The sequence below is a fragment of the Lysobacter antibioticus genome, assembly GCF_001442535.1.
Taxonomy (GTDB): domain Bacteria; phylum Pseudomonadota; class Gammaproteobacteria; order Xanthomonadales; family Xanthomonadaceae; genus Lysobacter; species Lysobacter antibioticus.
In genome coordinates, this window is the sequence record NZ_CP013141.1 from 1,043,526 (window position 1) to 1,055,565 (window position 12,040).

At 65.9% G+C, this 12,040-nt stretch carries 8 protein-coding genes and 1 pseudogene; 4 read left to right on the top strand and 5 right to left on the bottom strand.

Annotation, left to right across the window (positions count from 1 at the left end):
- Window positions 1-148: 148 nt before the first annotated feature.
- Window positions 149-2,239 (bottom strand): S46 family peptidase, encoded by a 2,091-nt coding sequence (locus tag GLA29479_RS04410; protein WP_187308529.1) that lies wholly within the window; start codon window positions 2,237-2,239, stop codon window positions 149-151.
- A 306-nt stretch (window positions 2,240-2,545) separates the two neighbouring features.
- A complete protein-coding gene (locus tag GLA29479_RS04415) occupies window positions 2,546-4,699 on the bottom strand; it encodes a S46 family peptidase (RefSeq protein ID WP_057973067.1) in 2,154 nt (717 codons plus the stop codon).
- Window positions 4,700-4,846: 147 nt separating this feature from the next.
- On the opposite strand from GLA29479_RS04415, the gene tdh reads away from it, so the two are divergent.
- The 4 genes from tdh to GLA29479_RS04435 all read left to right on the top strand — a co-directional run bounded on the left by tdh (window position 4,847) and on the right by GLA29479_RS04435 (window position 10,038).
- The gene (gene tdh / locus GLA29479_RS04420) at window positions 4,847-5,881 is read left to right on the top strand and encodes an L-threonine 3-dehydrogenase (protein ID WP_031374186.1); all 1,035 of its coding nucleotides are present in this window, start codon (window positions 4,847-4,849) and stop codon (window positions 5,879-5,881) included.
- 1,438 nt (window positions 5,882-7,319) lie between these two features.
- Entirely contained in the window at window positions 7,320-8,369 is a 1,050-nt protein-coding gene (locus tag GLA29479_RS04425; RefSeq protein WP_057970897.1) for a hypothetical protein, read from the top strand.
- Window positions 8,370-8,429: 60 nt separating this feature from the next.
- Entirely contained in the window at window positions 8,430-9,635 is a 1,206-nt protein-coding gene (gene kbl, locus GLA29479_RS04430; protein ID WP_057970898.1) for a glycine C-acetyltransferase, read from the top strand.
- Between the two features lie 13 nt (window positions 9,636-9,648).
- Entirely contained in the window at window positions 9,649-10,038 is a 390-nt protein-coding gene (locus GLA29479_RS04435) for a hypothetical protein (RefSeq protein ID WP_057918863.1), read from the top strand.
- Here the strand turns inward: GLA29479_RS04435 and GLA29479_RS04440 are convergent.
- The 3 genes and pseudogenes from GLA29479_RS04440 to GLA29479_RS04450 form a co-directional block, all read right to left on the bottom strand.
- Entirely contained in the window at window positions 10,035-10,766 is a 732-nt protein-coding gene (locus tag GLA29479_RS04440) for a pseudouridine synthase (protein WP_057918864.1), read from the bottom strand. The two genes, GLA29479_RS04435 and GLA29479_RS04440, sit on opposite strands and share 4 nt — an antisense overlap.
- A gap of 133 nt (window positions 10,767-10,899) precedes the next feature.
- The gene (locus GLA29479_RS04445) at window positions 10,900-11,433 is read right to left on the bottom strand and encodes a hypothetical protein (RefSeq protein WP_057970899.1); all 534 of its coding nucleotides are present in this window, start codon (window positions 11,431-11,433) and stop codon (window positions 10,900-10,902) included.
- A 315-nt stretch (window positions 11,434-11,748) separates the two neighbouring features.
- Window positions 11,749-12,039: pseudogene (locus tag GLA29479_RS04450) on the bottom strand (OmpA family protein); the annotation flags it as partial.
- Window position 12,040: the final 1 nt, after the last annotated feature.

Sequence of the window (12,040 nt, forward strand, 5' to 3'; positions counted from 1 at the left end):
GTCGACGATGGCGATGGCGCGGTCCCGGACGTGTGGGCGCGGTCGCGGCTCGCGCCGCTCCTACCCCCTGTGCATCGTCGCCCTGCAGAAACGCAAACGCCGGTCGGCGAACCGACCGGCGTTTGCGATTGCGGGTAGCCGTGGCGGTTTACTTCTTCGCCGGCACGCCCAGTTCGGTCAACAGCTGCGGCGCCGGATAGACCTCCTGCATGATCCAGCGCATGTAGCGCTGATCGACCGAGATCATCCGGGTCATCACCGGATCGAACAGCCAGTTCGAGCTCACCGACTCCCAGTTGCCGTCGAAGGCCAGACCGACCAGCTTGCCTTCGCCGTCGAGCACCGGCGAGCCGGAGTTGCCGCCGGTGATGTCGAGGTCGGACAGGAAGTTCACCGGCACCGTCTTCAGACGCTTGTCGCTCAGGCCGCCGTAACGCTTGGCCGAGATCGCGTCGATCAGGTTCTGCGGCGCGTTGAAGGGCTCCTCGCCGGTGGCCTTGGCGGCGACCTCTTCGAGCTTGGTGAACGAGGCCTGCTTGCTGCCGTCGAGCTTGGTGTAGGCCTTGACGTTGCCGAAGGTGATGCGCAGGGTCGAGTTGGCGTCCGGGTAGACCGCCTGCTTCTTGCTCTTGCGATAGTCGATCACGCCCTGCAGGTAGGCCGGACGCGCGACCAGGGTTTCGCCGTCGCGGGCCTTGCCTTCCTGCTCCAGGCGCAGCGCCGCCGGGAACAGCGCCTTGGCCATCTGGATCGCCGGATCGCGGCTCTTGTCCATGGCGGCGCGGTCGTCGTCGATCAAGGCCAGGCGCTCCTTGGTGCTGCCGAGCTTGGTCTTGGCCAGCTTGTCGAGCGCGCGCTTGATCGCCTTCTCGTCGGAACCGCCGAGCCAACGGTCGAGTTCGGCGATGCGCTCGCCGGCCGGCAGCTTGACGTATTCGCGCAGCCAGTAAGCCTGCAGCTCGCGGTCCATGCGCGGGTCGTAGCGGCGTTCCATCTGCTCCAACGCGGCCTTGATCGAGGGCAGATCGCGCTGCTGGTAACCGGGCTCGCGCTCGGCGTCGGGCTTGGCGCGTTCGACCGCGAGGCGGTACAGGGTGCCGGACGCGGCGATCACGCCGAAACGGCGCAGCTGCGAGAACACGGTGTCGCGCTCGCGGTGCGCGTTCGCGGCCTCGATCTGCTCGATCATCTTGGCGTGGCCGGCCAAGGCCGGCGCGCCGGCCTTGCCGCGCTTGCCGAGCCAGGCCAGCACGGCCTCTTCGTCGGCGTGCTTCTTCTTCGCCACGCCGATGCGCTCGAAGCCTTCGAGCTGGCCGTCGTAGTTCTTCAGCGTGTTTTGCCAGCCGCGCACGGTGCTGGCGTACTTCACGCCGATTTCCGGATCCTGCTTCGCGGTCTGCCCGACCAGGGCGACCAGGTTCTTGTAGTGCTGCGACAGGGTCGGATACGTCCAGTCCGCGGTGGCGTCGAACTCGGCCGCCAGGGCGTAGCGGTTGGTGCGGCCCGGGTAGCCGGCGACCATGACGAAGTCGCCCTCACCGAGCGGCTTGTCGGCGATCTTCAGGTAATGCTTGGGCTGATACGGAACGTTGTCTTTCGCATACGCGGCCGGCTTGCCGTCTTTGCCGACGTAGGCGCGGTAGAACGAGAAGTCGCCGGTGTGGCGCGGCCACATCCAGTTGTCGACTTCGCCGCCGTAGTTGCCGATGCTGCCGGGCGGCGCGTAGACCAGACGCACGTCCTTGATCTCGATGCGCCGGAACAGACGGTAGGTGCTGCCGCCGAAGAAGCTGTAGACCTCGCAGGCGTAGCCGGGCTCGGCCTCGCACTGGGCGATCAACTGCTTGCCGACCGTTTCCAGCGCATGGGTGCGGTCGATGGGCTCGACCGCCTCGGCGATCGCGCTCTTGATCTGCGCGGTCACGTCCTGGATCGAATCGAGCACGTAGATGCGCGAGGCCGGGCCAGCCGAGACTTCGTCGCCCGGAGCCGCGGCGTTGAAGCCGTCGCGCATCAGGTTCTTCTGCGCGGTCGAATTGAGCTGGATCGCGCCGTAAGCGCAGTGATGGTTGGTCACCACCAGGCCGCGCGGCGAGACGAAGCTCGCGGTGCAGCCGCCGAGCGAAACCACCGCGCCCATCGGGTCGCCGGTAAGGTCGGCCAGTTGCTTGGCGTTGAGCTTGAGCCCGGCCTGCTTCAGCGGCGCGGAGATCTCGGGCAATTGCTGCGGCACCCACATGCCTTCGACGGCCTGGGCCGTCGTGGCGAGGCCGCCCAGCGTGCCGGCCATGACCATGGCCGTAGCCAGTTTCGTGTAGCGCATCGTGTTCCCCCAGAAATGGACGCAGACAAAGTGGCCGAAGTCTAGCCCGGCGAGGCAAGCCTCGCTACGCGCAAACAGGCCAATGGCGCAGCGCAGGCGCCGAATTGGGCGGAAAACGCGGGTTTCGCGCCCGGCCGCCCCGCTCCGCGACGCCTGCTCCGGTCGTCGTCGCGACCGGAGCGTTGGTCGGGAAAGGGCGGGATTCGCCGGTAAAACCCCGACTTATTCGGCCGGCAAACGCATCTCGCCGAGCAGGTGCGGGGCCGGATACACCTTGGCCAGCAACCAGCGCATGTAGCGCATGTCGACGTGGATCGCGCGCTTGTAGCGCGGGTCGAACATCCAACTGGCGCTGACCGCTTCCCAGTTACTGTCGAAATTCAGGCCGATCAAACGACCGTTGGCATCGAGCACGGGCGAGCCGGAATTGCCGCCGGTGGTGTCGAGGTTGGTCAGGAAATCGACGGTCTGGGTCTTCAGTTCGGGATCGATGGTGCTGCCGTAATCGCCCTTGGCGATCGCATCGCGCAAGGCTTGCGGCGCATCGAAGGGTTTGACGCCGGTGTGTTTCTCGACGATGCCTTGCACCGTCGTCAACGGCCGATAACGCACGCCGTCGCGCGGGTCCATGGTGCTGACCGCGCCGTAGCTCACGCGCAAGGTCGAGTTGGCGTCCGGATACACCGCGCGCCCCTGCGATTTACGGAAGCCGATCAAGGCGCGCATATAGGCCGGACGCAGACGCAGCAGTTCGCCGTCGCGACTCTTGGTTTGCTCTTCCAACGCCAGGATCGCCGGGGTCAGCGTCGCCGCGGCGCGCAACAGGCTGTCGTCGGCCGCGGCCAGGGCCTTGGCGTCGGCCGTCATCGCCTGCAGGCGTACGGCCTCGTCGCCGAGCCGGGTGCCCGCGTACAGCGCATCGAGGCTGCGCTTGAGGCCGTCGGCGTCTTCGCCGGCGAAGACACGGTCGAATTCGGGCACGCGCGAGGCTTTCGGCAGCGCCTTGTACTGGCTCAACAAATCCAGCAGCAAGGCCTTCTCGACTTCCGGCGCATAACGGCGCTGCACTTGCTTGAGCCGGCCGGCGATCAGGGTTTCGTCGCGCTGCTGGTAACCGGTCTCGCGCTCGCCGTCGGGCTTGGCGTGCTCTAGCGCCAGGCGCTGCAGGGTCAGGGCCGCGTTCAACAACTGCGCCTGGGTGCGGATCGCGGTCAGCAGTTGATCGCGCTCGCGGGTCGACGCTGCGGCGTCGAGCACCTTCTGCGCCGCATCGATGTCTGCGCGGATCGTATTCGCATCGGGCTGCTTGTCGAGCCAAGCCAGCATCGCGGCCTCGTCGTCGCGGCGCACCCGCACAGCATCGCTGCGGCGCAGGCCGTCGAGTTCGCCCTGCGCGCGCTTGAGGGTGTTCTTGAAACCGGCCACTTGCGCCGCATAGCGCACCTTGGCTTCGGCGTCAGAGGCGGCGGCCCGCTCGACGGTCTTGATCATGCTGCCGTACAAGGCCACGCGCGACGGCAACTGCCATTCGATCTGCTGGGCGAACTCGGCCGCCATGCGGTGACGGAAGGTCACGCCGGGATAGCCGGCGAGCATGGCGTAATCGCCTTCGCGCACCGGATCGGTGGCGATCTGCAGATGGCCCGGCGGGCTGTAGGGCACGTTGTCGGGCGAGTAGTCGGCCGGTTTGCCGTCCTTGCCGACGTAGGCGCGCAACAGGGTGAAATCGCCGCTGTGGCGCGGCCAGACGAAGTTGTCGACCTCGTCGCCGTAGTTGCCGATGCTGTCCGGCGGCGCATACACCAGGCGGATATCGCGCAGTTCCAGCTGGCGGATCAGATAGAAATCGGTGCCGTAGTACATGTTGGCGACGCTGCAGCGATAACCGGCTTCGCGCTCGCATTCGGCGACGACGGCCTTGGTCGCCGCATCGACGGCTTCGTAATACGCGCGCCCGCGCTTGCCGCGCGCATCGGCGAGGATGCGATCGGTGACCTTGTCGAAACCGGTGGTGACCAGCACGCGGAAATCCGGGTTGGCCGGCAGCTCGGCGGCGCGGTCGGCGGCGACGAAGCCGTTGCCGATGAGGTCGCGCTCTGGCTTGGAGTTGTACTGGATGACGCCGAAGGCGACGTGGTGGTTGGTCAGCACCAGCCCCTCGCCGGAAACGAAGGCGCCGGTGGCGCCGCCGACCTTGACCACCGCGTTCATCGGCGCGCGGGTGAGCTCGGCGAGGTCGGCCGGGTCGCCCTTGAAACCGGCGGCGCGCAGCTGGCGCGCGATTTCGGGCAGCTGCGAGGGCATCCACATGCCTTCGTCGGCCTGGGCGGCGGTGGCGCACAGCGCCAGGGACAGGGCTAACACACGGGGGCGCATGGTCATTCCGGAACATTACGAAGCCGCGACGATAGGCCAAGCCGGCCGGCGCGGGCAAACCCCCGCCCGGCCCGGACGACATCGCCGGCGTATAATTCGCGTCTGTCTCCCGTGCGGCACGGCCGCAGCTCTCAGGTATCGATTCCCATGACGCAAACGATGAAGGCTCTGGTCAAGCGCGAAGCCGGTAAGGGCATCTGGATGGAAGAAGTGCCGGTGCCGGTGCCCGGTCCGAACGAGGTGTTGATCAAGCTCGAAAAGACCGCGATCTGCGGCACCGACCTGCACATCTACCTGTGGGACGAGTGGAGCCAGCGCACCATCAAGCCCGGCCTGGTGATCGGCCACGAATTCGTCGGCCGCGTGGTCGATCTCGGCCCCGGCGTGGTCGGCTACCGCCCCGGCCAGCGCGTCTCGGCCGAAGGCCACATCGTCTGCGGCCACTGCCGCAACTGCCGTGGCGGTCGCCAGCACCTGTGTCCCAACACCGTCGGCATCGGCGTCAACCGCAACGGCGCCTTCGCCGAATACATCGTCATGCCGGCCAGCAACCTGTGGCCGATCCCCGACCAGATCCCGAGCGAGCTGGCCGCGTTCTTCGACCCTTACGGCAACGCCGCGCATTGCGCGCTGGAGTTCGACGTGGTCGGCGAGGACGTGCTGATCACCGGTGCCGGCCCGATCGGCATCATCGCAGCGGGCATTTGCAAGCACATCGGCGCGCGCAACGTCGTCGTCACCGACGTCAACGATTTCCGCCTCAAACTCGCCGCCGACATGGGCGCCACCCGTGTGGTCAACGTCGCCAACCAGTCGCTCAAGGACGTGATGGCCGACCTGCACATGGAAGGCTTCGACGTCGGCCTGGAGATGAGCGGCAACCCTCGCGCCTTCAACGACATGCTCGACTGCATGTACCACGGCGGCAAGATCGCCATGCTCGGCATCATGCCCAAGGGCGCCGGCGCCGACTGGGACAAGATCATCTTCAAGGGCCTGACCCTGCACGGCATGTACGGCCGCAAGATGTACGAGACCTGGTACAAGATGACCCAGCTCGTGCTGTCGGGCTTCCCGCTCGGCAAGGTGCTCACCCACCAGTTGCCGATCGACGACTTCCAGAAGGGTTTCGACCTGATGGAAGCGGGCAAGGCGGGCAAGGTCGTGTTGAGCTGGAACTGAGCGCTGCGTATCGCCGAGCGATAGGTAACGCAAAACCGGTCACGACGAGGACGCCCCAGGGCGCCTTCGTCGTATCTGCGGGTAGCGCAGTGTGTCCGCATGCATCCGTTGCCGTTGCCGTTGCCGTTGCCGTTGCCGTTGCCGTTGCCGTGAAGAGCTTGGCGCAGTACCGAGCTAGCGAGAACACCTGGAGACCCGGAGGGCGCCGCACAGGACGTGCGGCGTTTTCCGATAAGACAGGGACGTCTTATCGGAAAATCCCGGCGCGGGCTGCGTGCTCGCAGGGGAGCTTCGTCAAGGAAAAGCACTTTTCTTTGGTAACTTTCTTTTGGGGCTTTGGCCAAAAGAAAGTTACCCGCACCCTTTAGGGAGCGGAAGCTTTGCACTTGCTTGTGGCTTGTAGCTTCTTGCGTAGCAAGATCAAACGCTAAAAGCTTCCGCCACTAAAGCGGCGGGTTACTTTCTTTTGTCATAAGCAACAAAAGAAAGGTAACCAAAGAAAAATGCTTTTCTTTGAGTCACAGGCCCGCACGAGCGGTGCATCCGTGGGGCTTTTTCATACGGGACATCCCTGTCCCGATGAAAAACGGCGCGCATCCCTGCGCGCCGCCCTCCGGGTCTTCGATTGCCTTCGCTAGTGCGCGATGGCGCACAGCAACAGCACAGCGACGTTCAACCGTTGCCGTTGCCGTTGCCGTTGCCGTTGCCGTTGCCGTTGCCGTTGCCGTTGCCGTTGCCGTGACGAGCTTGGCGTAGTACCGAGCTCGCGAGAACGCCTGGAGACCCGGAGGGCGCCGCACAGGACGTGCGGCGTTTTCCGATAAGACAGGGACGTCTTATCGGAAAATCCCGGCGCGGGCTGCGAACTCGTGGCCTGTGCCCTTGCAAGGAGAGCCCTTTTCTTTGGTTACTTTTCTTTTGGGCTTAGCAAAAGAAAGTAACCCGGCCGCGTTAGCGGACGGAAGCTCTGCTCCTGCTTGAGGCTTCTCAAAGACCAAGATCAAACGCCTAAAGCTTCCGCCACTAAAGCGGCGGGTTACTTTCTCAGTCATAAGCAACAAAAGTCCGTCTGGATTCCCTTCGGTCAAAGGTAACCAAAGAAGTTGCTTTTCTTTGAATCACAAGCCCGCACGTTCGTTGCCGACGCAGGGATCTACATACGGGACATCCCTGTCCCGATGAAAAACGGCGCGCATCCCTGAGCGCCGCCCTCCGGGTCTTCGATTGCCTTCGCTAGTGCGCGATGGCGCACAGCAAGAGCCATGGCCACAACCACAGCCGGAGCCAGAGCCAGAGCCGGAGCCAGAGCCAGAACCAGAACCACAGCCGGAGCCGGAGCCAGAGCCAAGTTCATGGCGTCAGCAACAGCTGTCGTTCCGCTGCTGGCCTTCGATAGAATCGGTGCCAACCACGCCTTCGTGGGCCATCAAGGAAGATCATGTTTCGCCGACTGTTTCTCGCATCGCTCCTGCTTACTGCTTCGCACTCGGCCGCCTCAGCAGCAGCCACACCCGCCTGCCCCGCCCTCAGCGACGTATCGACACCACCGCATTGCCTGGCCACCGAACACGGCTGGTTCTATGCCGGCAGCGAAAGCGAAGCCGCGGCCTATGCCGAGTACGCGCGCATCGTCTCGATCGAGTTCGCACGCACATTCGCACGCCCGGCGCCGTTCGGCGCGGTCGTCGCGATCGACTCGAACCAGCTCCTGCCCGAATCGACCAAGGCCGCGCTGAAGCAACAAGGCGCGCATTGGCTGCTGGCGTGGCTCGACACCGAGTACATGCGCAAGGAAGTGGAAAAGCAGGTCCGCAAACAGTTCAAACAGCAAAACCCCGGGATGGCACCGGCGAAACTGAACGCCCTCACGCGCGACTTCGCGCAACGCTCGGCCGATCGCTCCGACCTGCTCAGGCACGAGATCGGCCACAGCGTGTTGAAGGCCGCTTACTGGCCGCAGGAGGCGTTGGTCACCGACGACGCGCACTACGGCAGTTCGGCGCCGGACTGGCTGGACGAAGCCGCTGCCATCGCGATGGAAGGCCCGAAGGACACCGAAAGTCGCCGCATCCTATTCGTGCAGATGGCCGCAGGGGATCTCTACAACGCACCGCTTAAACCGCTGGACCAGTTCCTGGGCATGCAGCATCCGCGCAAATCCGACGCGGGATTGCCGGCTGCGATGAGATCGTCCAAGAACAACATTACCGTGGGCATCGGCAACCTCGACGACAACGCCGCACTGGTGCGCATGATCGGCTATTACGCACAGGTACGCGGCTGGGTCGATTTCCTCAGCGACAGCGCCAAGCCCGGCGTACTGGGTTCGATCGCCGAATCCCTCGCCGGCGGCAACGATTTCGAGCAATGGTTATCGCAGCATGCTGCCGAGTATGGTCTGGCCACGAGCCTGCCCGCGCTGCAGAGCCAATGGGCTGCGTGGGTGCGCAAGGGCCAGGCGCCCGGCAAATCCGCGCCGAAGTCCTGAGCGGTCGCGGGGCGGGGTCTGGAATAGAATGGCGGCTTTCCTCCCCATCGGAAGCCGCCCGTGTCCGACGCATCGAGCCTCACGCAGCACTACGCCGACACCCTCGACGAGATCCGCGCCCAGGGTCTGTTCAAGGCCGAACGCATCATCACCAGCCCGCAGTCGGCCGAGATCGTTCTCGAAGACGGCCGCACGGTGTTGAACTTCTGCGCCAACAATTATCTCGGCCTGGCCGATCATCCCGAGGTGATCCAGGCGGCGAAGGACGCGCTCGACACGCACGGCTTCGGCATGGCCTCGGTGCGCTTCATCTGCGGCACCCAGGATCTGCACAAGCAACTCGAGAAGACCATCGCCGATTTCTTCGGCACCGAAGACACCATCCTCTACGCCGCCTGCTTCGACGCTAACGGCGGCCTGTTCGAGCCGCTGCTCGGCGAGAACGACGCGATCATCTCCGACGCGCTCAACCACGCATCGATCATCGACGGCGTGCGCCTGTGCAAGGCCAAGCGCTTCCGCTACGCCAACTGCGACATGGCCGACCTGGAGAAGCAGTTGCAGGCCGCCGATGCCGCCGGTTGCAAGACCAAGCTGATCACCAGCGACGGCGTGTTCTCGATGGACGGCTTCATCGCGCCGCTCGACGAAATCACCGCGCTGGCGAAGAAGTACGGCGCACTGGTGCATATCGACGAATGCCACGCGACCGGTTTCCTCGGCGCCAGCGGCCGAGGCTCGGCCGAGGTCAAGGGCGTGATGGACAAGATCGACATCTTCACCGGCACCCTCGGCAAGGCCATGGGCGGCGCGCTCGGCGGCTTCACCACCGCCAGGAAGGAAGTGGTCGAATTGCTGCGCCAGCGCTCGCGTCCTTATCTGTTTTCGAACTCGCTGCCGCCGCACGTGGTCGCCGCCGGCATCAAGGCCTTCGAGATGCTCTCGGCCGCCGGCGATCTGCGCGAGCAGCTGGTCGAGAACACGCGCTATTTCCGCGAACGCATGACCGCGGCCGGTTTCGACATCAAGCCGGGCGTGCATCCGATCAGCCCGGTGATGCTGTACGACGCGCCGCTGGCGCAGAAGTTCGCCGCGCGCCTGCTCGAAGAAGGCATCTACGCGATCGGCTTCTTCTTCCCGGTCGTGCCGCAGGGCCAGGCGCGCATCCGCACCCAGATGTCGGCCGCGCACACCCGCGAACACCTCGACCGCGCGATCGACGCCTTCATCAAGATCGGCCGCGAGCTCGGCGTGATCAAGGCCTGATCGGTCCGGGCGCATGCGCGTCGTCCTGCGTCGCCGCCTGTTGCAGGCCGTGCGTACCGACGCGCTGGCGCGCCTGGACGACGGCGTCTGGCGCACGCGCTGCCTGCACTGCCGGCGCGCGCTCGCCCTGAGCGAGGACGGCGCCGCGATCGGCTCGGCCTCGCTCGAACACGTCGTGCCGAGCGCCTGGTTCGGCCGCCGCGCCGCGGCGGCCCTGACCGCAAGGGTCGGCGAGGATGCCGACGACCCGCGAAACCTCGCCCTCGCCTGCATGCGTTGCAATCACGGCAAGGGCGCCAGCCACGACGCACGCGGCCCGGGCGACGCGCGCGCCCATGAAGTCGTGGCGAGCTTGCTCGACGCCCGCCTCGCGCGATGGCGCGACGACGACGCGCCGTGCTAGTCCGACCCGACCAGCGAAGCCGCCTCGGCGGCGCTGAGTTCGCGCCATTCGCGCTTGCCGAGATCGCCCAGCAGCAGCGGGCCGATCGCGACGCGGACCAGGCGCAGCACTTCGATATCGAAGGCCGCGAGTAGGCGCCGGATCTGCCGGTTGCGGCCCTCGTCGAGCACGATCTCCAGCCAGGCATTCTTCTCGCCGACGCGTAGCAAGCTCGCCGATTTGGCGCGCAGGCGCTCGCCCTCCTCGATCACGCCTTCGTGCAGCGCGGCCAGCAAGGCCGGCTCCGGCAGCGTGTCGATCTGCACGTGATAGGTCTTGTCCGGCCCGAAGTCCGGGTCGGTGATGCGCGCCGCCCATTGCGGATCGTTGCAGAACAGCAGCAGGCCCTCGCTGGCCTTGTCCAGGCGCCCGACCGGCGCCAGCCACGGCAGGCCGGCGCCGTCGAAGCAGCGGTAGACGGTATCGCGGCCGCGTTCGTCCTGGGCCGTCGTGACCAGCCCGCGCGGTTTGTTGAGCATCAGGTAGATGCGCGGTGCGGCATCGACGGGGTTGCCGTCGACGGCGACGCGGTGGCGGCCCTGCACGATCGGAAACTCGGGATCGCGGACGATGCGACCGTCGACCGCGACGCGGCCGGCGGCGATCCATTTCGCCGCTTCGCTGCGCGAGCACAGGCCTTGCTTGGACAGCACGCGGGCCAGGCCGTGTCGGGGCGGAATCTTGCTCAAGGCGCGAGAGGGTTCGGGGAGTCGGGAACGGCGTTGCGGAGTCGACCGAAACGGCCTGCCATCGCGGTTCGCAAAAGCGAAACGGCCGCGAGCAATGCCCGCGGCCGTAAGCAGCGCATCGCGGTGGCGAGGCTTACTTCTTTTTCTTCTTGTCTTCGACCGGCGCCGGGGCCGGCTCGACTACCGGGGCAGCGGCCGGAACTGCGGCGGCGGCGGCGGCGGTGCCGTTGCCCTTGGCCACGCGCACGCCCTTGGCCTTCATCCAGGCGCTGAACTCATCGGCGGTCATGCGCTTGCCGCCCTGGCTCATATCGAAGCGCCACGGCGTGTTGTCGAACTGGGTCTTGGGCTTGTAGGCGGCCGGATCGTTGACCGAGGGCATGCCGGTCGATGTCGGCGTGGCCTTGGCGACGTTGCAACCGTCGAGACGGATGCGCAGCAGCACCTGGTCGACCGAGAGCGCTTCGTCGAGCGCCTGCGAGAGCACGCCGGTCGGCGCGCCGAGTTGATGCGAGGGTGCGACCAGTTCCGGCGAGATCGGTGCGATCAGGGTCGGCTGCACCGGCTGCACACGGGCGGCAGTCAGGGCCGCGCAGTTACTGGCGCCCTGCGCCTGCGCCGCTCCGGCGATGAGGAACAACGTCAATCCGGCGATGGCGTGGCGCATGACTCTCTCCCGTAGTTCTGCCCGGGCGCGAATACCCGGACGTCGTGCAAAGGCTATACGCCAGTGTAGGCGCGGGTGACGGATCGAACAACCGGCGCGATCGCCGGCGCGCCAGCAATCGTCGACCGGATTCACTTCGCACACGAGCGCCTGCCCGGGTCATCGCTCGATCCCCACGCGCCCGCATTCGTCGCGTGACGACGCCTTCACCGTCGCCGCGTCTGGCTGCGCACAGGTGCGGAAAAAAACGAAGCCCGGCACAAGGCCGGGCTTCGGATGTTGCAGTGCGGGTTCCGAAGAACCCGCGGGTGTCGCTTAGTTCTGGACGTTCAGCTCGGTGCGACGGTTCTTCGCACGGCCTTCCGGATTGTCCGAACCGTCTTCGTTGGTGTTCGGAGCGATCGGACGGCTCTCGCCGTAACCCACCGGACCCACCAGACGGCCAGCGTCCACGCCATTGCTGGTCAGGTAGTCGTACGCAGCCTTCGCGCGACGCTCCGACAGCTTCTGGTTGTACGCATCGGTACCCTTCGAGTCGGTGTGACCGGCAACCTCGACCTTCAGGTCGGGGTAACGCTTCAGGATCTCAGCCGCTTCGTTCAGGATC

Coding starts and splice junctions, on each gene's coding strand:
- GLA29479_RS04410 (WP_187308529.1), bottom strand. CDS start 2,239: ATGTGGGTGCCGCAGCAATTGCCCGAGATCTCCGCGCCGCTGAAGCAG.
- GLA29479_RS04415 (WP_057973067.1), bottom strand. CDS start 4,699: ATGCGCCCCCGTGTGTTAGCCCTGTCCCTGGCGCTGTGCGCCACCGCC.
- tdh (WP_031374186.1), top strand. CDS start 4,847: ATGACGCAAACGATGAAGGCTCTGGTCAAGCGCGAAGCCGGTAAGGGC.
- GLA29479_RS04425 (WP_057970897.1), top strand. CDS start 7,320: ATGTTTCGCCGACTGTTTCTCGCATCGCTCCTGCTTACTGCTTCGCAC.
- GLA29479_RS04435 (WP_057918863.1), top strand. CDS start 9,649: ATGCGCGTCGTCCTGCGTCGCCGCCTGTTGCAGGCCGTGCGTACCGAC.
- GLA29479_RS04445 (WP_057970899.1), bottom strand. CDS start 11,433: ATGCGCCACGCCATCGCCGGATTGACGTTGTTCCTCATCGCCGGAGCG.